Source organism: Niabella terrae (assembly GCF_054783135.1).
In genome coordinates this window covers 901,113-924,947 of sequence record NZ_BAAGRD010000008.1, presented here as the reverse complement: position 1 = coordinate 924,947, position 23,835 = coordinate 901,113, and the positions used below count along the sequence as shown (strand labels likewise).

The following is a 23,835-nucleotide window of genomic DNA, read 5'->3' as shown; positions in this document are numbered from 1 at the left end:
CTTCAAATATCCAGAACCCGGCTTCGGCCGGGTTTTTTAATATCCCCATCCGATGGGGTTTGTCTAAAAACTAAAAACCCCCGCAAACGCGGGGGTCAGTTACTTTTTGCTATTACTTAAAATTTACAGGGTTTCGCTATCCCCTTTTGAGCCTTCAATCACTTTTACTTCTACCGGTACAACGCCGTGCCGGGTTTGTGCGATCTTCTGAAAGGCGGATTTGGAAAGATCCACTCTTCCTTTGATCGAAGGTGCCATACGGTCATTGACGACGACTTGCACACTTTTACCATTTTTTTTATTGGTAACCAGCAATTTAGTGCCTAATTTATAAATATTAGACGCAGCAGTCAATAAGTAATCGCGGTAAATATCACCGGTCGCTGTTTTACGGCCATTGAATTTACTGTGATAATAAGATGCTTTTTGTGTTGTAGACTTCTGGGAAAAGCCGTTCGTATAACTAAAAAGAAATACGATAATTAAAACGACTAATTTCTTCATGTGAGATATCTTTAGTTAAACAATCGAAGCTGCAGTATACTTCTTTCGAACTTCCAGCAGCTCCTGATAACGTTATTTTACTTACATGCAAAATAAGGTGCAAAGTTAGGACCAGAATTCTTAAAAAAACTACAAAAATGCTGTCAATCTGGCCTAAAAAAATTATAAACAATTGATAATCAATGTGACTATTTAGCTGAATCGCATAACTGCGGTTTCCAGCGGCCGATAATAGGCAAAACTAAACGATTACACCTTCCAGGTCATAATCATAGGCTTTTAGAATCTTTACATCATAAAAAGAACCGATTTTCAATCGCCGGTCACCCGGGATGATTACCTCATTGTCTACTTCCACACTATCGAACTCGGTACGCCCGATATAACGTCCTGCTTCTTTCTTGTCAATAATGGTCTTGAAAGTCCGGCCCAGCTTCTGTTGATTCAGTTCATACGAAATTTCCTGCTGGTGTTCCATGATCTCCCGGGCCCGCCGCTCCTTTTCTTCCTGCGGCAGGTTGTCGTCCAGATCGTAAGCGCCTGTATTCTCCTCATGTGAATAGGTAAAAACGCCTACCCGGTCAAATCGGTGCTGGTCAAGAAAAGCTTTTACCAGTTCCACATCATCCTGGGTTTCACCCGGAAAACCAGCGATAAGCGTTGTTCTCAGGCAAATACCCGGCACTTTCTCCCGAATCGCGGCAATCAACTCATTCATTTCTGAAGAACTGATCTGGCGTTTCATAGAAGCCAGAATACGGTCAGAAGCATGCTGCAGCGGCATGTCCAGATAATTACAAATATTGTCTCTTTGCCGGATCACGTCCAGAATTTCCAGCGGGAACTTGGTCGGATAGGCATAATGCAGCCGAATCCATTCCAGGCCCTTAACATCGGCGAGGCGCTGCAACAAATCAGCCAGCATCCGCTTTTTGTAGATATCAAGTCCATAATAGGTCAGTTCCTGGGCAATCAGCATGATTTCTTTAACGCCCCTGCTGACCAGCAATTCCGCTTCCTTTACCAGGTCCTCGATCGGGCGACTCAGGTGTTTACCCCGCATCAACGGAATCGCGCAAAATGCACAGGTCCGGTTACAGCCTTCCGATATTTTCAGATAAGCATAATGCCGGGGAGTCGCCAGCATCCGTTCACCCACCAGCTCCGCCTTGTAATCCGCCTCAAATTGTTTTAAGATCAGTGGCAATTCCATGGTGCCGAAAAATGCGTCCACTTCAGGAATTTCCTCTTCCAGGCTATTTCGATAACGTTCACTAAGACAGCCTGTTACGTATACCTTGTCTAAATGCCCCTGTTTTTTAAGTTCTACCTGCTCCAGAATGGTATTAATACTTTCTTCCTTTGCCTTATCAATAAATCCGCAGGTATTGACAACAACGATATTATGATCTACCCGGCGATTCTCATGCACCACGTCAATCTCGTTGGCACGGAGCTGCCCACTCAGCACTTCGCTGTCCACCATATTCTTGCTGCAACCCAGTGTTATAATATTAACTTTATCCTTCTTGAGTGTTCTTACTTTCAATTTCCTTCTGATTAATTAAGCTGCAAAGATAGTTGATAGTTTGCAGCTGGCGGTGAAAGTCCACAGCGAGCCCTGATTCAGAAACTATGCTATTTGAGCTGATCATCAAGTTGTGGGTTTCCAGGGGCAGGAAGGAGCCGTCTTCTGTCAAAGCATTATTAGCCGCTGCCGGGACTTCAAACCACCCTTTTTTTACACTTCGAAACACGGACAAGTCAGCGGCCAACGACAGGATATTTCTTCCCCTTTCTTCCCTTGTCCTCCCAAACAACCGCAGCAGTAATCCAAGTTTTATTAATGTCAATCCTGCCGCCGGCTTTTAAGGGATAGTCGGTTTGCCCGATTTTTTGTATCTTGAATTGGCGAGAACAAGAGGTCGGGAACCTATATCCGGGTTTGCGGTATCGAAAAGACGGGAAAATAATCACAGGGTCTGAAACAGCTGACCCGAAAATTGAGATATGAAAAATCATTACTCTTTTGGAAAATTGGTGCGCTATATAAGTATTATCGCTTTTACTTTCTGGGGATTTGCTAAGCTTTATAAGGAAGGGATGGATTCCGGAGGTAAAACACTGCTGTTCATGGCTTCCATTGGATGCTGCTCCTCACTTTTATTTGATTTTTTCAAATCTAAATCACTAAGCCAAAAATCTTAGCCTGAACGGGCAGGTAGGACAGTATCCCACTACAATGGTTGAGGATTTATTATTTTAGCGAAACCGATCAAAACTCAGGTATCCGGTCAGTGGAATCAACTATCCTGCGCTTTAACTTTCCTGGCTCCTGCGGTAGCTTTCAATGAGGACTGACGTGTGATCAGTTCGGATTTCACAATAATGGTATTGGTATTGTTTAGATCAGATACGCCCTTCAAATGGTTGATCAGGTTCTGGGCGGCAATAGCTCCCATATCCATGCCCGGATAATCAATCGTCGAAAGTGTGGGTTGGACGATTTTGGATATGGGATCATTATTAAATCCCACGATGGCGATGTCCCGGGGGACTTCCAGACCATGGTCCTTAAACGTGTGCATACATACCGCTGCAGCAAAATCGTTGGTTACAAAAACGCCATCCGGACGAGGGTGCATTTTCAGAATGGCTCGGGCGGTCTGTTCACTGGCCTGCTCCCCCAGATCCGTCACAAAGACCAATTGTTTCTGGTACTTGATACCCGCTTCCTGCAGGGCTGCCATATAGCCCTTATGACGCAGGGCATAGACATTCCGTTTCAGACTGGCGGTGACCATTGCAATTCGTTTACAACCCTGATCGATCAAGTGGCGGGTCGCTTCATAACCGCAGCGCTGATTATCGATAATCACTTTGGTGGTCGCATTCGATTCTTCAGCCCGGTCAAAAAAAACGACCGGAATATCATTGTCCAGATAGGCTTCAAAATGATCGAGGTTATCGGTATCGAAAGCCAGTGATGCCATCAAACCGTCCACCCGCTTGCTGAACAGGTTGGCTGCATTGGCTTTCTCCTTGGTCATGCTTTCTCCGGAATGTGCAATAATAATATCGTATCCTGCTTCGGTCGTAATTTTCTCTATGCCGGCAAGCACGGATGTAATGAAATTACTATTCAACTCATGGACGAGCACACCGATGGTATAGGTCTTTTTGGAGCGTAGACTGCTGGCCGATTTGTTCAGCCGGTAGCCCATCTGCCTGGCAGCCTCCGCCACTTTCTTCTTGGTTTTGGCGCTGATCCCCTTGTGATTCTGTAAGGCCCGGCTTACGGTAGCAGAGGACATGCCCACTTTATCGGCAATATCGTAGATCGTTATATCTTTTTTTGCTTTCATGGTTTGGTCTGAATACTAATACCCGTAAAATTACAGGCAAAAAGCCGTCAATTCCCTGCTTTAATCCAGAAGTTTAAAAAAAAATTATGCAATCGGTTGCATATTAAATTATTTTCCTAATTTAGCGGAGCCATCTGCCAGGAAAGGCAGACGATTGGGCCGTTATTCCAAGGTATTAAACAGTAATAAACGAATATTGAGTGGGTTTACCTAACTTCAAAACGGCATCTTCGGCTCATTTTCAGCAGATGAATATGATCAGATGGTGGCTGGAATCGGTAATCGGCGAGTTTTTTTGCAACCGATATCATGAACTGACCGGATGCACAAGCCGGACCGTTGTAACACCAGTAACCGGATGGATGGATTAAAAGATTGAATACATGTTACTATTAGGCGTAGATATTGGAACTTCTTCGGTAAAAGCAACAGTGGTGGATGCTGCTAACCAACGCATTCTTGCTTCGGCACAATATCCCCAACAGGAAGCGCCCATTATTGCCAGCCGTCCCGGCTGGGCGGAACAAAGCCCTGATCAATGGTGGGAAGATACCAAGCAGGCCATCCAGTTATGCCATAAGAGCGGTGCGTACACGCCCACTGATATCGCCGCCATTGGCATCGCTTATCAGATGCATGGACTCGTATTAATTGATGCGCAGCAGCATGTGCTGAGAAATGCCATTATCTGGTGTGACAGCCGCTCGGTTGCGATCGGTCAAAAGGCTTTCGAAGCGCTGGGTGAGAAAAACTGTCTCAGCCGGTTGCTGAACAGTCCCGGAAATTTTACGGCCAGTAAACTGGCCTGGGTAAAAGCCCATGAACCCAGGATATACGAGAAAATAGATAAAATGATGCTCCCGGGTGACTTCATCGCAATGAAATTTACCGGTAGCACCACCACTTCGGCAGCTGCGCTATCAGAAGGCATTTTCTGGGATTTCAGTACCGGCCGACTTTCAGCGGAAATACTAAACTATTTTGATTTTGACGCCGGCATGTTTCCGGAAATACAGCCGGTATTTGGAGTACATGGTCATCTGATGGAACGGGTAGCTTCCCGGCTGGGACTCAAGGCAGGAATACCTGTGAGTTATAAGGCGGGCGACCAGCCGAACAATGCCTTTTCGCTAAATGTAATGCAGCCCGGTGAAGTGGCGGCCACCGCAGGGACTTCCGGGGTGATATATGCCGTTACCGATCAGCTGGCCTATGATCAAGCTTCAAGGATCAATAGTTTTGCCCATGTGAATCACCTCCGCGAAAAGGGCCAAAATCGCATCGGCGTCCTGCTGAATATCAACGGGTGCGGAATCATGAACCGATGGGTAAAAAATACCATGGCAGGTCATATCTCGTATACCGATATGAACCGGGCAGCCGCTACGGTGGCGCCGGGCAGTGCAGGCCTGCAGGTTCTGCCCTTCGGCAATGGGGCCGAACGCATGCTGGGCAACCGTATTATCGGTGCCGGCCTGCAGCGGCTCGACCTGAATATTCACCAACCGGCTGAGGTCTACCGTGCCGTGCAGGAAGGAATTGCTTTTGCATTTCGATATGGCTTTGATATCATGAAACATAACAATATCCGGCCCCAGGTAATCCGGGCGTCAAAGGCGAATATGTTCCTTAGCGAAGTATTTCTGGAGGTATTTGCCAATGTAACGGGTACTACAGTAGAATTCTATGAAGGTGACGGAAGTTTTGGCGCAGCCCTGGGTGCAGGAGTGGGTGCCGGAATCTACCAGGACCCACAGGAAGCTATGGCACAGCGGCGGCCTACCGGAATTTTGACCCCTTCTGGTAATGCAGTGTATGAACCCCTGTATCAGTCCTGGAAAACAACACTGGAAAATCAGATGAACAACGAATCCTAAACAATAAACTACCAAATTAAATAAATTAAAATTTCAGTTATATGTCAGTAACTATTGGAGAAAAATCTTATTTCAAGAATATCGATGCCATCCGGTATGAAGGACCTGCTTCAGATAATCCATTGGCTTATAAATGGTATGATGCCGACAAAAAAGTCGCCGGAAAACCCATGAAGGACTGGTTGCGTTTTGCTGTAGCCTATTGGCACAGCTTCTGCGCTACGGGTGCGGATCCTTTCGGTGTAAGCACCCAGGATTTTGCCTGGAATGCCAGTAATGATCCTTTGGTCAGGGCGCGGGATAAAGCCGATGCCGCTTTTGAATTTATTACCAAACTGGGAGTGCCCTTCTACTGCTTCCATGATGTGGACGTTGTAGATTTCGGAGATGACCTGGCTGAAAACGAGCGCAGACTGGAACAGATTACCGGCTACCTGGAACAAAAGCAGGCCGACAGCGGCGTATCATTACTCTGGGGTACGGCCAATCTGTTTACCCATAAGAAATTTATGAATGGCGCGGCCACCAATCCGGATTTTACCGTCCTGACCCATGCAGCCGTTCAGGTAAAAGCAGCCCTGGATGCTACGATCAGGCTGAAAGGTGCCAATTATGTTTTCTGGGGTGGGCGTGAAGGTTATATGAGTCTGCTGAATACCAACATGAAACGGGAAAAAGAACATTTGGCCCGTTTCCTGCAAGCCGCCCGGGATTATGGTCGCAAAAACGGCTTTACCGGTCAGTTCTATATTGAACCCAAACCCTGCGAGCCCACCAAACACCAGTACGACTACGATAGTGAAACCGTTATAGGTTTCCTGCGTCAATATGACCTGCTCGAAGACTTTAGCCTCAATATTGAAGTCAATCATGCGACCCTGGCGGGGCATACCTTCCAGCATGAACTACAGGCAGCAGCGGATGCAGGTCTGCTGGGCAGTATCGACGCCAATCGCGGCGATTATCAGAATGGCTGGGACACCGATCAGTTTCCCAATAACCTGAACGAGATTGCAGAAGCCATGCTGGTGATTCTGGAAAATGGTGGCTTTAAAAACGGAGGTATTAATTTCGATGCCAAGATCCGGCGCAATTCCACCGACCCCGAAGATCTGTTCTACGCCCATATCGGCGGCATCGACACTTTCGCACGTGGACTGATCATCGCTGACCGTATTCTGCAGGAATCCGACTATCGGAAAGCCAGAACGGAGCGTTATGCCTCTTTTGACAGTGAGCAGGGTAAGGCCTTTGAAACAGGTGCACTGTCACTGGAAGATCTAAGAAATCTGGCACTGAACGGAGCGGCACCGCAACCCATCAGTGGCAGACAGGAATGGTTTGAATTACTTATCAATAAATATATCTGAGCTCAGGATCCGGTGAATGGCTGATACCTGGTATCGCCCCGGCCCGGCCGGGCTACCCTATCAGGAGTAGTCGGATAACCGCTGGTCCCATAAAACTGAATTATGATGTATGGCTTCAACAGTAAAATAAGACTGCTGATGGCAGGCAGTCTGCTTGCCCTGGCCGCCTGCGGTGGCAGCCAACAGATAGCTACAACCAACAGCAAGGGCCTGAAAGATCAGTTCCGTAACGCCTTCCTGATAGGAACAGCCCTGGATAGTCTCCAGGTTGCTGCGCCTGAAAAAGGAACGGAAAGTCTGATTGGACAGCAATTCAATGCCATCACCGCTGAAAATGGTATGAAGGCAGAGCATATTCATCCACAATGGGGACGATTTGATTTTAACTGGGCGGATCGGTTCATTAATTATGGCCAGACCCGCGATATGTATATTGTGGGGCATACCCTGATCTGGCACAGTCAGCTACCTGATTTTGTACGAAGCATCCAATCAGCTGATTCACTACAAACGTTTCTTCAACTACATATAAATACCATTGTCAGCCGATACGCCGGTAAGGTGGATTCATGGGATGTGGTCAATGAAGCCCTGAATGAAGATGGCAGCTATCGTAAATCCATTTTCTTTGAAAAGCTGGGTGCGGCCTATATCGCAGATGCCTTTAAACTGGCAGCCACAGCGGCTCCAGATGCAGCGCTTTACTATAACGATTATAATATTGAACAACCGCGTAAAAGAGCAGGCGCACTGCGGCTGATTGAAGAAGCCCGCAAAGAAGGCGCCCGCATCGACGGGGTCGGCATTCAGGGGCACTGGCATTCAGGTACCGTTCCATTCGAAGCCATCGAACAAAGCATCCGGGAATTTGCAGCCGCGGGTCTGAAAGTAGCGATTACCGAACTGGATTTGAATGTGTTGCCGGCACCGCCCAAGCTTTCGGGTGCTGAAATCAGCCAGCGCTTTGCCGCAGACCCTGCGCTGAATCCTTACCCGACTGGACTTCCCCAAGCCCAACAACAGCAATTGGCGGCAGATTATGAGCGGCTGTTCCGGCTTTTCGTTAAATACCGCCAGCAAATCACCCGGATCAGCTTCTGGGGGGTCAACGACCGGCAGTCCTGGCTCAATAACTGGCCGGTGCCGGGACGCACCAATTATCCCTTACTCTTTGACCGCGACAGTCAACCCAAGCCCGCCTATTTTAAGGTCCGGGCAATTGAAGTCAACTAACAATATTCATCTCCACTTCCATGAATGCATTGCAGCAATTGTCAAAAATCGAGAAACTGGGTTATAGTCTGGGGGATCTGGCCGCCAATCTGGTGTTCCAGACCCTGATGACCTACCTGGCTTATTTCTATACGGATATCTACGGACTACAACCGGATGACGCTTCTTTGATCATGCTTATAGTGGGGCTCCTGGCTGCATTTGGCTTTAATCCCATCATCGGTGCCCTGGCAGATCGCACCCGTTCGAGATGGGGAAAGTTCAGACCCTGGATTCTATGGACAGCCGTTCCTCTGGGTATCGTGGCTCTGCTGGCATTCACAACGCCCCAGTTTTCCTATAAAGGAAAACTGATCTATGCCGTCATTACCTATTCCCTTTTGCTGCTGCTGTACGCAGCCAACAACCTTCCGTATTCAGCACTGAGCGGCGTTATTACCGGTGATATGAAAGAACGCAACAGCTTGTCGGCTTACCGGTTCGTGGCCGTCATGTTCGCACAGTTCTTCGTACAGGTTTTTATGCTACCCATCATCGAAACTGCCGGCGGTGGAGACAGGGCCCGCGGTATCGAAATTGTGATGACCTGGCTGGCGATCATCGGGACCCTGATGCTGTTGATTACTTTCTTTACAACCCGTGAAAGAATCATTCCCAAACCCGAACAGCAATCTTCTCTGAAAGAGGACTTCGCGGACCTGTTCCGGAATCGTCCCTGGGTAATTATGCTGGTATTGACCACGCTGGTATTTATTACCCTGGCCATGAAAGGCGGCGCCTATGTATATTATTTTAAAAACTTCGTAGCGGCAGACAATCTAAGTCAGTTTGTAACCCCGATCAACCACGCGCTGGCAGCGATCGGATTGGACTTCTTTGGCGAAGATCCCGTGGCGGCTGGTTTCGGATTATTCAACGCAGGCGGAATTATCTGCATGATCATCGGCATTACCTTTTCCAAATCTCTGGCGGATAAATTTGGCAAAAGGGATGTGTTCGCAATTGCGCTTTTTATTTCCACCCTGTTTATTCTGGCTTTTTATTTTATCCCGCCACAATCAGTGGCGCTAATTTTTCTATCACAAGTCCTGCATGGTTTCTTTTACGGTATTACCATTCCCCTGCTCTGGGCCATGATCGCCGATGTAGCCGATTACAATGAATGGAAAACCAATCACCGGGCCACGGCGATTATTTTTTCAGCGATGATGGTAGGTTTGAAAGCTGGCCTGAGTATCGGCTCCGCACTCATCACCAGCATCCTGGACCATTATGGCTATACGCCCAATACAGCCGTTCAATCGGCGACCGCAGTTGAGGCGACCAAACTGCTGGTCAGTGTATTCGCTTCTATCCCATTTTTAATCGGAGTGGGCCTGATGTTCTTTTACAAAATTGACAAAAAAACTGAAAACGAAATTGAGAAAACGCTCAAAGAAAGAAGAGCGGGCCTATCATCTTAAAATGATTTCATATGCCGGAAGATCCCATTGACCATATAGATTTTGATGCCCTGAATCAGAAAGCCATTTCACAACCTCTGGTTACCCATTTGTTTACCGCGGATCCTTCCGCACATGTATTCAACAATCGTCTTTATTTCTATCCATCACATGATATTGACGCCGGCATCCCTTTTGATGACCTGGGGAGTCATTTTGCCATGGAAGATTATCATGTTTTTTCTATGGATCAGGTCGGTGGAAAAATTACCGATCACGGCATCGCACTGGATATCGATGAGGTACCCTGGGCGCAAAAGCAACTCTGGGCCCCGGACGCTGCTTTTAAAAACAATGCTTATTATTTGTACTTCCCTGCCAAAAAAGCGGATGGGATCTTTCAGATCGGGGTAGCAGTCAGCGATCGTCCGGAAGGGCCATTCAAGGCCGCGCCCCAGCCCATTACGGGCAGCTACTCCATTGACCCGGCTTCCTTTATAGATGATGACGGCCAGGCCTATTTGTATTTTGGGGGCATTTGGGGCGGTCAATTGCAACATTACCGGGACAATCAATTCGATCTGCATCATCAGGAACCGGAATCCGGCGCAGCAGCGCTGGGCCCACGGGTTGCACGACTTCGGGATGATATGATGGAATTTGCAGAACCTGTACGTGAAATTACCATCCTGGATGAAGCAGGTCAGCCCCTTCAGGCTGGTGATCATGACCGACGCTTTTTTGAAGCTTCCTGGATGCATAAATATCAGGGACGGTATTACTTCTCCTACTCCACGGGTGATACCCATTTTATCTGTTACGCGGTGGGTGAAACGCCCTATGGGCCATTTACCTATAGGGGTAGAATATTGGAACCTGTGGTGGGCTGGACTTCCCATCATTCCATCGTATGCTTTGAAAATAAATGGTATTTATTTTACCACGACAGTTGCCTGTCCAAAGGAATTACCCATTTAAGGTCGGTTAAAATGAGTGAATTGTTCTACGATGACGCCGGCAATATTCAGACCATACGCCCTTATCATTTTTAAGTACCTGCTTATTACGAACTTTACAATGGTCAAATATTAAAAATTACAAAATGAAACGAATCCTTTTCCTTGTTTTATTTTTTGCTGCCATTCAATCGAATCTACAGGCCCAGGCATATCGCAATTTTCCCATGTGGAATGAAAACCTGCCGGTTGACCAAAGGGTCGAAGATGTACTTAATCGGCTGACCCTGCAAGAAAAAACTTCGCTGATGATGCACGCATCTCCGGCTATTACACGTTTGGGTATTCCGGCATATGACTGGTGGAACGAAACCCTTCATGGTGTTGCAAGAACCCCTTACGCGACCACTTCTTACCCCCAGGCCATCGGCATGGCCGCTACCTGGGATACTGCGGCACTTCGGCTGATGGCGCATTATTGTGCCGTTGAAGGCCGGGCGGTGCACAACCTGGCTACGGATCAGGGTCGGGCCAAGGACCGGTATATGGGACTCACTTACTGGACCCCCAATATCAATATTTTCAGGGACCCCCGTTGGGGACGGGGTCAGGAAACATATGGGGAAGACCCCTATCTTACCAGCATGCTGGGTGCTGCTTTCGTTGATGGCATCCAGGGCCGGGATTCCCGCTATCTGAATGCTGCAGCCTGTGCCAAACATTTTGCCGTACATAGTGGACCGGAGCCCAGCCGGCATTCCGATAATTTCAATCCCACCGCATATGATCTCTGGGACACTTATCTGCCTGCTTTCAAACACCTGATCGTTGACGCCAAGGTCGTCGGTGTCATGTGTGCCTACAATGCTTTAAACACCCAGCCCTGTTGTGCCAATGATTTGCTGATGAATGATATCCTGCGCCGGCAATGGAAGTTTACAGGCTATGTCACCAGCGATTGCTGGGCACTGGATGATTTTTTCAAATACCATAAAACCCATGGTACGGCTGTCGCAGCAGCAGCCGATGCCCTAATTCATGCAACCGACCTGGAATGTGGGAACTCCGTCTATTCCCAACTGGTCAAAGCAGTGGAACAGGGCCTGGTAAAAGAAAAAGACATCGACGCCTCGTTACGGCGACTCTTCGAAATCCGATTCAGACTGGGTATGTTTGATGATCCGGCTAAGGTCCCGCTGGCCCTTACGCCGGCTTCTGCGCTGGAAGCCCCTGAACATCAGGCTCATGCCCTGCGTATGGCCCGGGAATCCATCGTCCTTTTGAAAAACGAAAAGGATTTGCTTCCTCTTGATAAGAAAAAAATTAAGAAACTGGTACTGATCGGTCCGAACGCCGACAATAAAATTGCCCAACTGGGTAATTACAATGGCGTCCCTTCTCAGGTGACGACCCTGCTGGATGGACTTCGTACCGCCCTGGGACCTGATGTATCCATTGTCTATGAAAAAGCCATTAACTATACGAATGATACGCTGATGGCCTATAACGATATTTCCAGGCATTATACCTTTAAGGGACAAAAAGGCGTGGAAGCCGCTTATTTTAAAAATGAGGAACTCAAGGGAAACCCCGTTCTTACGCGAATCGAGCCGGATATCGACTTTTTCAGGGCCGAGGGTCAGGACCCCGCACCCGGGATTCCGGCAACGTATTATTCCGTGCGTTACACTACCCGGTATACTGCAGACGAAAATGCCTTAGTGAACTTTGAAGTTGAAGGTGATGATGGCTACCGGGTCTATATAGATGATTCGTTAAAAGTAGACGCCTGGAGTAAAAATCGCTGGGGTAGCAAACAGTTTTCTGTTCGGGTACAGGCTGGCCGGCAATATAAAATTGTGGTGGAGCACCATCAGTCCGAGGGGAATGCCAGTCTTCATCTGAAATCAGGCAATTACGTAAAAACTGACCGTAAAGCGCTGCTCAAGCAGACTTCAGATGCCGATGTGATCATTTTTGCGGGCGGTATTTCGCCCCAGCTGGAAGGCGAGGAAATGAAGGTAACTGTTCCTGGCTTTCAGGGTGGTGACCGTACCAGTATTCTTCTGCCTGCCGTACAGCGGGACTACCTGGAACTGCTGCAATCAACCGGCAAACCTGTGGTTTTTGTAATGATGACCGGAAGCGCCATCGCCATTCCTTATGCCAGCCGTCATATTCCGGCGATTCTCAATGCCTGGTACGGGGGACAAAGTGCGGGAACGGCTATTGCCGATGTCCTGTTTGGCACCTATAATCCTTCTGGACGCCTGCCTGTCACATTCTATGCAGCCGATGAAGATCTTCCGGATTTCAAAGACTATAGTATGCGCAACCGGACCTACCGGTATTTCACAGGCAAACCACTTTATCCGTTTGGTTATGGACTGAGTTATACCCGGTTTAGCTATAGTGACCTGAAAATCCCGGCAACCCTGAATAAAAGGACGACCCTCGAACTGGAAGTCACTGTAACCAATACAGGTAACCGCGATGGTGATGAAGTAGCGCAGGTCTACCTGATTCATGAACCGGGCAGCAGTGACATCGTTCCCCTGAAAGTATTAAAAGCTTTTGACCGGATTCATCTGCAAGCCGGCGCTTCCAGAACCTTAAAGTTCCGGCTGACGCCCGAAGACCTGGCGATCGTCAATCCCCAGGGGCAGTCTTTCCAGCCTTCAGAAAAATTGCAAATAAGTGTGGGTGGCGGACAACCCGGAATGCCACTTAAAGGTTCGGGAAATCAGTTGATTCAAACAGTGCGTGTGCAATAAGGTAACCACGCGGAAATCACTGGCTCCAGCGATTCATCAGAAAAGTTATTCCGGGGCTTTGAGGCTGAAAAGACTATCAACAAATTCATGTTTGTCAAAGACCAGCAGGTCTTCAGCTTTTTCGCCGACACCAATAAATTTGACCGGAATTTTAAACTGATCCGCAATGGCCAGCACCACGCCGCCCTTAGCAGTACCGTCAAGTTTGGTAATCGCCATAGCGGTTACATCGGTCGTCGCTGTAAAATGTTTGGCCTGTTCAACGGCATTCTGTCCGGTAGAACCATCCAATACCAGCAGCACCTCATGAGGCGCAAAAGGCACAAATTTTTGCAGGACTCTTTTGATTTTATTGAGCTCATCCATCAGATGGGCTTTATTATGCAGTCTTCCGGCGGTATCTATGATTACCACATCGCTGTTTCGGCTCATCGCACTCTGAGCGGTATCAAAAGCAACGGCAGCGGGATCACTGCCCATGTCCTGCTTAACGATGGGCACGCCCACCCGGTCACTCCAGATCGTCAGCTGGTCCACGGCTGCTGCACGGAAAGTGTCCGCCGCTCCCAGTAATACGGATTTACCTGCCTTCTTAAAATTATAGGCCAGTTTACCAATCGTCGTGGTTTTACCCACACCGTTGACACCCACCACCAGAATGATATAGGGCTTGGCCGGCATGGGACTGTCAAAAGTATAACTGACCGCACTGGGCGCATCTACCAGTATGGCTTCAATTTCTTCTTTCAACATCTGGTTCAGTTCTGAAGTGCTGAGGTATTTGTCCCTGGCTACCCGCTCTTCAATCCGGTTGATAATGCGTACGGTGGTATCAACACCAACGTCTGCACTGACCAGGGCATCTTCCAGATCGTCCAGCAGTTCTTCGTCTACGGTAGCTTTTCCCGCTACCGCCTTGCTGATCTTACTAAGAAAACCTTCTTTGGTCTTTTGCAATCCCTGATCCAGGGATTCCTTTTCTTTCTTCCCGAAAAACTTTTTAAACAGCGACATCTTAGAATGGAATTAGGTGTGAAACTTCGTATTTTTCAAATATAGGATGGTTCCGGCGAAATGCCCTGAAACAGGCCCCAAACAACAAAAGCCATTCGCAGTTACGAATAGCTTTGCTAATAATTAGGTCTGATCAGCATTATTTCTGAGCCAGAAAATCTTTTACTTTCTCTTTGTGAACAATTTGTTCTTTAAAGGTATAAGCACCGGTTTTGGGGCTGCGAACCGCACGGATCACTTTAGTCCAGTTTTTACTTTCTGCCGCTGCTTTGGCATCTTTTACCTTCGAGTTTTTAGAAGCTGCTTTTGCCATTTTTCTTAATTTGCTGAATGAGAGAATCTGATACCTGCGAATCTGCCGAGGCCCTTCGCCGTATCAGGCAATTACTTAATTTCTTTATGAACAGTTACCTTTTTCAGGATGGCGTTGTATTTTTTCAACTCCATTCTTTCAGGATTGTTCTTTTTATTTTTTACGGTAATGTACCGGCTGGTTCCCGGCTGACCGCTGGTTTTGTGCTCTGTACATTCCAAAATTACCTGAACCCTGTTTCCTTTCGATTTCTTTGCCATGATAAATGACTTTTAAAATTATACTTTTTCGCCTTTAGCACGCAGTTCTTTTACTACGGAATACAGGCCATTTTTATTAATTGTGCGGATGGCATCAGCGGATAACTTTAAGGTAATCCATTTATCTTCCTCCACCAGGTAAAATCTCTTTTTCTGTAAGTTAGGCAAAAACCGGCGCTTTGTCTTGATATTGGAGTGAGAGACTTTATGCCCTCCAATCGGCTTTTTACCTGTAACCTGACATACTCTTGCCATAATAAAAAATTTTGGACTGCAAAGGTAAGAGGATTTTACTGAATTCATTACAAGAACAGGTAGTTTTTTTTTGAGCTGCAGACATACGGCCCTCCCCGACCCAATAAACTTCACGAAATTCCTTATTTTTAGCCAAATGACAGATTCAATCCTTATTTCCCCGCCTTTTTTCCAAACCTACCTGGATCTGGTTCCCGAGGAACCTTTAATGACACTTTTAAACGCCAGTGTGACTGAAATTCAGTCTTTTGTGAAACGAATCCCGCCCACTAAAGCCGATTTCAGCTATCAATCCGGCAAATGGACCGTAAGGGAGGTATTGCAGCATTGTATCGATACCGAACGGGTTTTTGCTTATCGCGCCCTCTGTCTGGCAAGGGGGGAGCAACAGGTATTACCCGGCTTTGATCAGGATCAGTTTGCTGCGCATGTCAGCGTGGAAGCCAAGAACCTGGATTTTCTGATCGAGGAATTGCTGCTGGTTAGAAAAACCAGCATCCTGTTGTTTACCCATTTAAGGGATTCCGATCTGGACCGGCAGGGCCGGGTAAGTGATTATACGATAAATGTACGCACCATCGGTTGTCTGATCCTGGGTCACCTGCGGCATCATTTTAATATTTTAACCACCCAATATGGTATTTAAATGCAGGCTGCTGCAATTATCCGTAATCTTCATTTTATCAGGATGTTTCCTTGCAGCCAAAGCACAATCTGTCCCTGAACTGGGGGTCTGTGCTTCGATCAGTCAGGCCAACCTGGTTAAAAAATACGGCTACGATTTTATAAAACGTGCCGCAAAACCCAAAAGTCTTTAGCTTTTGGGATGTAAGGCACGNTAAATCTTCTGATTTTCAGAAAGTTATGAAATTAGGCATTTCAAATCGTCACCGTGCTAAATTTCGACCAAACCTTTATCCATCAAGAGTTTCAAAGAACTAACTTTATTTTTTTCCGGACACTAATGTAGCTGTCTATTTTTATAAACCGTGCCGCAAAACCCAAAAGTCTTTAGCTTTGGGGATGTAAGGCACAAGAAAAGTTTAGCCCTGTGAAAGAATATGCTGGATAATTCAGGACTTGCTTCTCCAATAGAGCAAACAAAGTAACCATCTGACCAGAAAGCATGTTCTTTCCAAAAGTTCTTTGACAATATGTTTTGTGCTTTTGCCAAATTGCAATAGTGCTTTCCTGCTTCAACTTGCGAACAATGGAAGTAACCGAAAGACGCGGAATATATCGAATAAGAAAATGGATGTGGTCAATATCGCTTTCAAATACTTCAATTTCAAAATCAGATTTGGCAGTAATTGACTGCATAATAGACTTCCTGACATGATCCCAATCACCAATCAGCAGCTTTTTAGGATACTTGCATAAAAATTAGGTGGTATTTTAAGCAATGCATTGAACAATTTGTGGAAGTATAACTGCTTCTAAGGTTTTTTAACCTTATTTTTGTGTATTAATAGTTATCTTTAATTATACTTATTGAAAATATAAGTAGTATATTCTATACATTATATATCTCAGTTGATCCATAATTGAAATTAATACATAAGACATACCGTTTTGCATTGTTCCCTACAAAGCAACAGGAACTGCTTTTGAGTAAGCATTTCGGGTGTGTTCGCTTTGTGTTCAATCACTTTTTGAACGAAAGAATTGAGCAGTATAAGAAAAATAAAAAATCAGATAATTATCTTAAACAGTCTGGTGCTTTGACCCAGTTAAAAAAGAAAGAAGAAACTGAATGGTTAAAGGAAGTTAACAGTCAAACATTACAAACCGCCCTGCGAAATTTAGACACCGCCTTTGTGAACTTTTTTAGAGGTAATGCTAAGTTCCCCCGATTTAAAAGTAAACGCAAAAAGAACAGTTTCACAGTTCCGCAATTTGTTGAAGTGGATAATGGGAAATTGTTTTTCCCAAAATTCAAAGATGGCATTAAAATAATTGAACATCGTGAATTAAAGGGTGAAGTGAAGCATTGTACTGTATCAAAATCACCCACAGGTAAATACTTTGTATCCATACTTTGTGAAGTGCAGCATCAACCATTGAAGCCAACAAAAAAACAGGTGGGCATTGATCTAGGAATTAAAGATTTTGCGGTTACTTCCGATGGCAAAAGGTTTATAAACAACTGTCATTTAAAGAGATATGAAAGTCAGTTAGCAAAAGCACAAAAACACCTTTCAAGAAAGGTAAAAGGCTCAAGTAGTCGAAACAGGCAAAGGCTTAAAGTTGCGGCAATACACGAAAAAGTTGCCAATACCAGGCTTGACCTGTTACATAAGGTATCTACACAGATAATCAATGCGTATGATATCATATGTCTGGAAGATTTGAACGTAAAAGGAATGATGGCAAACCATAAACTTGCAAAGCATATAGCAGATGCAAGTTGGGGATCATTCGTCAGGTTACTTGAATATAAAGCAAGTTGGAACGAAAAGCGAATAATTAAAATCAACCGCTTCTACCCATCTTCAAAAACCTGTAACGAATGTGGCTATATCCATCAGAACCTACATCTTTCGGAAAGACAGTGGACTTGTCCGAATGGGCATATTTTGGACAGGGACTTCAATGCAAGTAAAAATATCCTTGCAGAAGGAATAAGAATCATCGGGGCGGAACTCTCCGATTACACGGGCAGAGCCTTAAATAAGACTTCTGAAAAGAAGCACAGGGCGTTGAAGTCCGAAGCCCATTGGTCTTTAGCCAATGGGTAGTTCACTCCCGTCATCAAAGTTCAATCCAAAGGTAGAAAGTCAGGCTCAAAATCCATCAAAAAATAGGAAACAAAAGGCGCCCGGTCGTATAATAAGCTGTTACAGTGCACCTGTAACGAATGTGGCTATATCCATCAGAACCTAAATCTTTCTGAAAGAAAGTGGACTTGCCCAAATGGACATATTTTGGACAGGGATATAAACGCAGGTAAAAATATCCTTGAAGAAGGACTCGAGAATCATCGGGGTGGAACTCTCCGATAACACGGAAAGCGCCTTAAATAAGACTTCTGAAAAGAAGCTCGGGGGCGTTGAAGTCCGAAGCCCATTAGTCTTTAGCCAATGGGTAGTTCACTACAAAACGGAAATCCATTCTTCGATATCCTATTTAGGCGTATTGCCATTCCAATATTGTTGGGCCTTCCTGGTAGCCAACTTCCCTAATTTTAAGAAAATCTGTGCTGCTGCTTCTAAATCAAGCGCTTCCATATCCAGCAATTTCACTGATTTGACCATATGGAGGGTGGTGCTCTTGTATTTTTGGAAATGCTCGGTCTTCAGATGGGACCGATAAGATTGCTGGTCTAAATAAATTTCCAGTATCCGCACCTGCGTGGGGGCGTTCTTTTGGAACATCGGAAAGATAGCAATAACACCCTTCTCAATCCTTACAGAAGCCTCAGCTTCCTGCATTAATATTGCTTTGTATTCCTCAAGATGCTGAGGATGTATTTCGATTTCTGCAATACGCACCATGATGTCCTGTCGTTGCGCGAGTAAGTTATTCATACTAAAAAACATCAAGAACGCAAGAGCCGCCCGCAAAAAGTACTTAAAGCCAATACGGTATTGAAGATTATATGGGATCATACTGCTGTTTTTTAAGTTTAAAATTATCCTCGAAAAATTCAAATACCCTTATAGCCCGTCTATGCGGGATTTTTTCTGAATGCGCTAAAGAGCAACCAGGGTTCTGAACAATACCAGAGGTTACTTCGCTTATTTTATATCAAATAATACAGTGAGAATCTAAAGACGGGGACTCTTTGATAAACTGAACATCACCCCGAACCCGGAAGAAAAAATTAGTGATTGCCAGCAAATTTGAAAAAAAATGGGACAAATCTTCGTTTCCAGATTTGTCCCAGGATGTGACCCCGCAGAGGCTCGAACTCTGGGCCCGCTGATTAAGAGTCAGCTGCTCTACCAACTGAGCTACGGAGTCATATTGATTATTGAGGAATGGAATCAGGACTAAAGCTGATTTCTTCCTTAGTTTCGCCGCAATTTAGCATTGTTGCACCATATTTCGGATGTTTTTTACCTAAATAGGGATTTACAATCGTCGCATCCGGACTAATCCAATTGGCACTTTCGTCTTCATTAAAGGCCATGGGGCATTCCTGCCAGTATAGGGTATCCTGATCGTATTTTACGACAATCAGCAGGTTTCTCAGATTCTCGGAAAGATTCTGATAAGCCCGTCTTTTGCCTTCCCAGTCCGCAGTTTCCAGAATGGTTGCCGTATTGCTCTTGGTATTGCTATAGGGAAATACTGCAGTTTCATAGATCAGGGTGTCTTTTTTAAGTTCTTCGATCTGAAAACTGTCCAGCGCCTTTTGCAAAATGGCAGCATCTTTGCCGACCGCCGCCGAATCCCAATTCACAAATCCATCGGTCATCTGATAATATGCTGATAATACGGCGTTAACTGATTCATTAAATGCATCTGTATGCGCACTGACGGCTACAGCCTCGGGTTTTTCCCGGTTACTGCCATCACTCCCTTTTTTAAAGGCATATTTGTACACCAGAAACGCGGCAACCAGCACTAAAACAACGATAAATAATTTTTTCATATCAGGGTCTTGTGTATTTTCTGCCTGCAACTATTAATTTTGCAGGTTTCATGGACTCAAAATTAGCAAAATAAATTTATTATGCTGGCAGGATTACAAAATGTGACATTTGAATTTGGGGCAAGAACCATCGTAAAAAACGCAACCTGGCACATTCAGCCCAACGAAAGGATAGGACTGATTGGCTTCAATGGAACAGGCAAATCCACCCTGCTAAAATTGTTAACAGGCGGTTTTTCCCCATCGGAAGGAACGGTGGAAAAAGGACGCGAAACGTCAATCGGTTACCTGCATCAGGATTTGCTGAGCTTTGATACCCATGAATCTATTCTACAGGTAGCATTGGGTGCATTTGACAAGGTCCTGCAACTTGAAAAAGAAATCGAGCAACTGGGTGCCGAGCTGGAAAGAACCGGTGATGAAAAAACTCTTTATGCTTACACTGACAAATTGCATGAATTAGAAACCCTGGGCGGCTATGATATTCATCACAGGACTGAAGAAGTACTGCAGGGACTTGGTTTCAGCAATCAGGATCTGCAACGACCCTATAAAGAATTCAGCGGAGGTTGGCGTATGCGTGTGCTGCTGGCTAAAATGATCCTGTCCAAACCGGACCTGCTGCTGCTCGATGAACCGACCAACCACCTGGATCTCCCATCTATCGAATGGCTGGAAAAATACCTGCAGCATTACCAGGGAGCTGTGGTCATCGTGAGTCACGATAAATACTTTCTGAACCGGATGGTCACTAAAATTGTGGAGCTCTACCAGCGGGAATTGCATTTTTACAATGGTAATTTTGAATTCTACGAAACGGAAAAGGCCATTCGGATGGAAATGCAACAGAAGGCTTTCGAAAATCAACAGGACTATATCAAGCAGAACGAACGGCTGGTGGAAAGATTCCGCGCTAAATCCAGCAAAGCTGCTATGGCCCAGAGTATTATCAAGAAGCTGGATAAACTGGAACGTATTGAAGAGGTACAGTCGGAACGACCTAATATCAAAATAAATTTCAGGGTCGATAAGGAGCCCGGTAAAATCCTGGTAGAACTCAATGATATTTCCAAAGCATTTGGAGAAAATACCATCCTGAAAAAAGCCCGTGCAGAAATCAACCGGGGTGATAAAATTGCCCTTATCGGAGCCAATGGAAAAGGTAAATCAACTTTACTGAGAATTATTGCAGGAGTCGAAACATTCAGCGGGGAGCGGAAATGGGGTCATAATGTACAGGAAAGTTTCTACGCCCAGCACCAGCTTGAATCATTGGAACTGACCAATAGTATTATTGAAGAAATGAAAGGTGCCGGCAGTCAGATGACGGAACTGGAACTACGTAGTCTTCTGGGTTGTTTTTTGTTCAGCGGTGATGACGCCGACAAAAAAATCAGGGTGCTCAGCGGCGGAGAGAAGGCAAGGGTAGCTTTGGCAAAAACTATTATCAGCAAAGCCAATTTCCTCATGCTGGATGAGCCGACCAATCACTTGGATATGCATAGTTGCGATTTACTGATCGAAGCATTGAAAAAATATGAAGGCAGTCTGGTACTGGTAAGTCACGACCGGTATTTCATCTCCCGTACCGCTAACAAAATCTGGGAAATCGCTGACCATGAAATTAAAGAATTCAAAGGCAGTTATGACGAATGGGTGGATTGGAATGAACGGATGGCTGCCAAGAATGAGCCGGCGAAAAAAACAACTAAAAAAACTACCGAGGCAATACAGCCGGCACAGCCCGCACCCAAAGCTGCAGAACCTGCAAAGCCAGCTAAGAATCAGCCGATTAACAAGGAGCAAAAAAAAGAATTACAAAAGCAACAAAAACAATTTCAGCAGCTGGAAGAGCAACTCAACCAACTGAAAACCCTGTTGACCCATCTGGAACAGCAATTGGCAGATCCGGTCATATATGCCGATAAGGACAGCTTTCTGAAAGCCGAACAGGCTTTTAAAAAAGCAACCGACGAGCATCAACTCCTGGAAAAAAAATATGAAGCCCAGTTCCAGGTATTAATGGAACTGGAAGACCAGCAATAAGTCTCAACAGCTGTTTTAACAGCCAAGACACCGTTTCTACATATAAGGAAAATTTATCAAACAAAAAACATTCCATTTGATTTTTCGTTCTTTTAATTCCGCTATATTCGCTATCCTAATATTATTTTACTTCACTAAAAACTAAATTAAAATGAAAAAGATCCTTGCGATTATTGCGATCGCTGCGTTTACTTTTGCATTGCCTGCATGTAAAGGCAAAAGCGATGCAGAACTTAAAACAGCAGTTGAAGCTGCTTTACAGGCAAACCCGGACCTGAGCGGAACTACAGTTAACGTCGTTGACGGCGTAGCCACCATCAGTGGTGAACTCAAAGATGCAGCGACAGTGGCGGCAGCGGAAACTGCAGCCAAGGCCGTAAAAGGTGTCAAGAGTGTTCAAAACAATACAACAATAGCACCACCCCCCGCCCCTGTTGAAGTAAATACAGATGATAGCCTGAGTGGCCTGGTGAAAGACGCAATAAAAGACAATCCGACCGTTTCGGCATCTGTCTCAGCTGGTGTTGTCACTTTAACCGGTGAAATCAATAAATCGGATTTACCCAAATTGATGCAAAAAGTACAGGCCCTGAAACCTAAAAAGGTTGAGAATCAACTGACCGTTAAATAATTAGTTTACCTAAAAACTTATATCATGGCATTACAAGAAAAATATAAAGCATTGTTAGATGCGGCCAATAGTGCCGGGGTTTCCAACCTGCAGGTGCGTGAGCAGGACGGGGTATTGTATGTGGATGGCGACGCACCCAGTGGTGCAGTGAAGGATCAGTTATGGGATATTTACAATCAGATCGATCCCAACTTTACGGGCGGTGATCTGGTATTAAATGTAAACGCCAAAGCGGAAGCCGGCACCCAGGTTCGTGTTATTACAGAATCCACCAACCTGAATATCAGGAAGGGGCCGGGAACGGATCAGCCGATTGTAGGCAAAGCCGCTAAGGATGAGGTTATTACCCTGGTAAGCAAAGCCAATGATCAGTGGTGGAGTGTGCGTACCAAAGACGGTGAAGAAGGTTATGCTTATTCCCAGTATCTGGAACCATTGGCTTAAAATAACCTAAGCTAAAACCTCTTAAAGCCCCGCCATTGAGCGGGGCTTTTTCTTTCCACGGACCGTATACAAAAAATTACAAAACATTTTTTTTGACACCCTCCTTGCTTAGAAATCAGCCTATTGAAAAAATAATCAATTATAAAAATTTGAAAACCAATAACTCAACCGCATTCATCATTAAATATTATCAAAAATATAAATCATTAACCTGCGATTTTTTAAATTTTCTAGGATTTGATTAACGAAATTTTTATAGTTACTGGCACGATAATTCGTTTATACAGACCAGTACGCTTTGTATTTCTGTAGCCTACTTGAATGCGGCAAACGCATCAATTGATTTCTAAACTTAAAAACACACAAGATGAAAAAAATCGCAGCAAAATTCACCATGGTAGCAGTTTCAGCTTTTTTTGCAACAGCCGCAATGGCTCAAACAGACACCACTCAAACACCTGTTCCCGACACTCCGGAAGTTCCGGCACCCGACAGCACACCTGCTCCGGTTCCCGAACCTGAACCCGAACCCGTTCCCGATACAACTAAGGCTCCTGAACTGAGCCTGCAGCAGTCGGTACAGGACAAACAAAGCAAGGTATATCAGTATACTGATATATATGCCGGTAACAGGGAGGTAAGCGCCATAAAATCATCAGCGCTGAAAGACGAAAATGATGAAGCATAATTAATTCCTAAAACACCAACAGGATAGCCATCTCATACGAGATGGCTATTTTTTTTCGATCCGAAC

General features: G+C 45.4%; 25 protein-coding genes and 1 tRNA gene. 14 read left to right on the top strand and 12 right to left on the bottom strand.

Going from position 1 to position 23,835, the window contains the following annotated elements; all coding sequences use genetic code 11:
• Window positions 1-123: 123 nt before the first annotated feature.
• The 3 genes from ACYVI9_RS12100 to ACYVI9_RS12090 all read right to left on the bottom strand — a co-directional run bounded on the left by ACYVI9_RS12100 (window position 124) and on the right by ACYVI9_RS12090 (window position 2,357).
• The gene (locus ACYVI9_RS12100; protein ID WP_460764827.1) at window positions 124-504 is read right to left on the bottom strand and encodes a septal ring lytic transglycosylase RlpA family protein; all 381 of its coding nucleotides are present in this window, start codon (window positions 502-504) and stop codon (window positions 124-126) included.
• A 241-nt stretch (window positions 505-745) separates the two neighbouring features.
• A complete protein-coding gene (gene rimO / locus ACYVI9_RS12095; RefSeq protein WP_460764826.1) occupies window positions 746-2,053 on the bottom strand; it encodes a 30S ribosomal protein S12 methylthiotransferase RimO in 1,308 nt (435 codons plus the stop codon).
• Entirely contained in the window at window positions 2,025-2,357 is a 333-nt protein-coding gene (locus ACYVI9_RS12090) for a hypothetical protein (protein WP_460764825.1), read from the bottom strand. Before ACYVI9_RS12090 ends, rimO begins: the two co-directional genes overlap by 29 nt.
• Before the next feature lie 157 nt (window positions 2,358-2,514).
• On the opposite strand from ACYVI9_RS12090, the gene ACYVI9_RS12085 reads away from it, so the two are divergent.
• Window positions 2,515-2,712, top strand: a complete 198-nt coding sequence (locus tag ACYVI9_RS12085; RefSeq protein ID WP_460764824.1) for a hypothetical protein — start codon at window positions 2,515-2,517, stop codon at window positions 2,710-2,712.
• A gap of 95 nt (window positions 2,713-2,807) precedes the next feature.
• Here the strand turns inward: ACYVI9_RS12085 and ACYVI9_RS12080 are convergent, their stop codons facing one another.
• The gene (locus ACYVI9_RS12080; protein WP_460764823.1) at window positions 2,808-3,869 is read right to left on the bottom strand and encodes a LacI family DNA-binding transcriptional regulator; all 1,062 of its coding nucleotides are present in this window, start codon (window positions 3,867-3,869) and stop codon (window positions 2,808-2,810) included.
• 383 nt (window positions 3,870-4,252) lie between these two features.
• Here ACYVI9_RS12080 and ACYVI9_RS12075 point away from each other — a divergent pair, with 383 nt between their 5' ends.
• The 6 genes from ACYVI9_RS12075 to ACYVI9_RS12050 all read left to right on the top strand — a co-directional run bounded on the left by ACYVI9_RS12075 (window position 4,253) and on the right by ACYVI9_RS12050 (window position 13,521).
• The gene (locus ACYVI9_RS12075; RefSeq protein ID WP_460764822.1) at window positions 4,253-5,746 is read left to right on the top strand and encodes a xylulokinase; all 1,494 of its coding nucleotides are present in this window, start codon (window positions 4,253-4,255) and stop codon (window positions 5,744-5,746) included.
• Window positions 5,747-5,787: 41 nt separating this feature from the next.
• Window positions 5,788-7,116, top strand: coding sequence for a xylose isomerase (xylA, locus tag ACYVI9_RS12070; protein ID WP_460764821.1), 1,329 nt, complete (start codon window positions 5,788-5,790; stop codon window positions 7,114-7,116).
• A gap of 102 nt (window positions 7,117-7,218) precedes the next feature.
• Window positions 7,219-8,349, top strand: a complete 1,131-nt coding sequence (locus ACYVI9_RS12065; RefSeq protein ID WP_460764820.1) for an endo-1,4-beta-xylanase — start codon at window positions 7,219-7,221, stop codon at window positions 8,347-8,349.
• 20 nt (window positions 8,350-8,369) lie between these two features.
• On the top strand, window positions 8,370-9,812 hold the full coding sequence (locus ACYVI9_RS12060) for an MFS transporter (RefSeq protein WP_460764819.1): 1,443 nt from the start codon (window positions 8,370-8,372) through the stop codon (window positions 9,810-9,812).
• An 11-nt stretch (window positions 9,813-9,823) separates the two neighbouring features.
• A complete protein-coding gene (locus tag ACYVI9_RS12055; RefSeq protein WP_460764818.1) occupies window positions 9,824-10,843 on the top strand; it encodes a glycoside hydrolase family 43 protein in 1,020 nt (339 codons plus the stop codon).
• Window positions 10,844-10,893: 50 nt separating this feature from the next.
• Window positions 10,894-13,521: a glycoside hydrolase family 3 protein gene (locus tag ACYVI9_RS12050; protein ID WP_460764817.1), complete on the top strand. Its 2,628-nt coding sequence runs from the start codon at window positions 10,894-10,896 to the stop codon at window positions 13,519-13,521.
• A gap of 45 nt (window positions 13,522-13,566) precedes the next feature.
• On the opposite strand, the gene ftsY is transcribed toward ACYVI9_RS12050, so the two are convergent.
• From ftsY to rpmB, 4 genes are all read right to left on the bottom strand, one after another.
• Window positions 13,567-14,535, bottom strand: a complete 969-nt coding sequence (ftsY, locus tag ACYVI9_RS12045) for a signal recognition particle-docking protein FtsY (RefSeq protein WP_460764816.1) — start codon at window positions 14,533-14,535, stop codon at window positions 13,567-13,569.
• Window positions 14,536-14,674: 139 nt separating this feature from the next.
• On the bottom strand, window positions 14,675-14,848 hold the full coding sequence (locus ACYVI9_RS12040) for a DUF4295 domain-containing protein (RefSeq protein WP_114788942.1): 174 nt from the start codon (window positions 14,846-14,848) through the stop codon (window positions 14,675-14,677).
• 71 nt (window positions 14,849-14,919) lie between these two features.
• Entirely contained in the window at window positions 14,920-15,108 is a 189-nt protein-coding gene (gene rpmG / locus ACYVI9_RS12035; RefSeq protein ID WP_460764815.1) for a 50S ribosomal protein L33, read from the bottom strand.
• Between the two features lie 18 nt (window positions 15,109-15,126).
• A complete protein-coding gene (gene rpmB, locus ACYVI9_RS12030; protein WP_460764814.1) occupies window positions 15,127-15,363 on the bottom strand; it encodes a 50S ribosomal protein L28 in 237 nt (78 codons plus the stop codon).
• A gap of 136 nt (window positions 15,364-15,499) precedes the next feature.
• On the opposite strand from rpmB, the gene ACYVI9_RS12025 reads away from it, so the two are divergent.
• Window positions 15,500-16,009: a DinB family protein gene (locus ACYVI9_RS12025; protein WP_460764813.1), complete on the top strand. Its 510-nt coding sequence runs from the start codon at window positions 15,500-15,502 to the stop codon at window positions 16,007-16,009.
• Window positions 16,010-16,374: 365 nt separating this feature from the next.
• On the opposite strand, the gene ACYVI9_RS12020 is transcribed toward ACYVI9_RS12025, so the two are convergent.
• On the bottom strand, window positions 16,375-16,686 hold the full coding sequence (locus ACYVI9_RS12020; protein ID WP_460764929.1) for a transposase: 312 nt from the start codon (window positions 16,684-16,686) through the stop codon (window positions 16,375-16,377).
• 221 nt (window positions 16,687-16,907) lie between these two features.
• Here ACYVI9_RS12020 and tnpB point away from each other — a divergent pair, with 221 nt between their 5' ends.
• Both tnpB and ACYVI9_RS12010 read left to right on the top strand, forming a co-directional pair.
• Window positions 16,908-18,101, top strand: a complete 1,194-nt coding sequence (gene tnpB, locus ACYVI9_RS12015) for an IS200/IS605 family element RNA-guided endonuclease TnpB (protein WP_460764812.1) — start codon at window positions 16,908-16,910, stop codon at window positions 18,099-18,101.
• A 96-nt stretch (window positions 18,102-18,197) separates the two neighbouring features.
• Window positions 18,198-18,365, top strand: coding sequence for a zinc ribbon domain-containing protein (locus tag ACYVI9_RS12010; RefSeq protein WP_460764928.1), 168 nt, complete (start codon window positions 18,198-18,200; stop codon window positions 18,363-18,365).
• Between the two features lie 120 nt (window positions 18,366-18,485).
• Here ACYVI9_RS12010 and ACYVI9_RS12005 read toward each other — a convergent pair whose 3' ends face one another.
• From ACYVI9_RS12005 to ACYVI9_RS11995, 3 genes are all read right to left on the bottom strand, one after another.
• Window positions 18,486-18,971 (bottom strand): putative quinol monooxygenase, encoded by a 486-nt coding sequence (locus ACYVI9_RS12005; RefSeq protein WP_460764811.1) that lies wholly within the window; start codon window positions 18,969-18,971, stop codon window positions 18,486-18,488.
• A 282-nt stretch (window positions 18,972-19,253) separates the two neighbouring features.
• Window positions 19,254-19,326: transfer RNA gene (locus ACYVI9_RS12000), tRNA-Lys, on the bottom strand.
• A gap of 7 nt (window positions 19,327-19,333) precedes the next feature.
• The gene (locus tag ACYVI9_RS11995; protein WP_460764810.1) at window positions 19,334-19,960 is read right to left on the bottom strand and encodes a DUF3347 domain-containing protein; all 627 of its coding nucleotides are present in this window, start codon (window positions 19,958-19,960) and stop codon (window positions 19,334-19,336) included.
• Between the two features lie 81 nt (window positions 19,961-20,041).
• Here ACYVI9_RS11995 and ACYVI9_RS11990 point away from each other — a divergent pair, with 81 nt between their 5' ends.
• The 4 genes from ACYVI9_RS11990 to ACYVI9_RS11975 all read left to right on the top strand — a co-directional run bounded on the left by ACYVI9_RS11990 (window position 20,042) and on the right by ACYVI9_RS11975 (window position 23,769).
• A complete protein-coding gene (locus ACYVI9_RS11990) occupies window positions 20,042-22,006 on the top strand; it encodes an ABC-F family ATP-binding cassette domain-containing protein (protein ID WP_460764809.1) in 1,965 nt (654 codons plus the stop codon).
• A 151-nt stretch (window positions 22,007-22,157) separates the two neighbouring features.
• Complete coding sequence (locus ACYVI9_RS11985; RefSeq protein WP_460764808.1) at window positions 22,158-22,637, top strand: BON domain-containing protein; 480 nt, start codon at window positions 22,158-22,160, stop codon at window positions 22,635-22,637.
• 24 nt (window positions 22,638-22,661) lie between these two features.
• Window positions 22,662-23,081 (top strand): SH3 domain-containing protein, encoded by a 420-nt coding sequence (locus tag ACYVI9_RS11980; RefSeq protein WP_460764807.1) that lies wholly within the window; start codon window positions 22,662-22,664, stop codon window positions 23,079-23,081.
• Window positions 23,082-23,448: 367 nt separating this feature from the next.
• Window positions 23,449-23,769: a hypothetical protein gene (locus ACYVI9_RS11975; RefSeq protein ID WP_460764806.1), complete on the top strand. Its 321-nt coding sequence runs from the start codon at window positions 23,449-23,451 to the stop codon at window positions 23,767-23,769.
• Window positions 23,770-23,835: the final 66 nt, after the last annotated feature.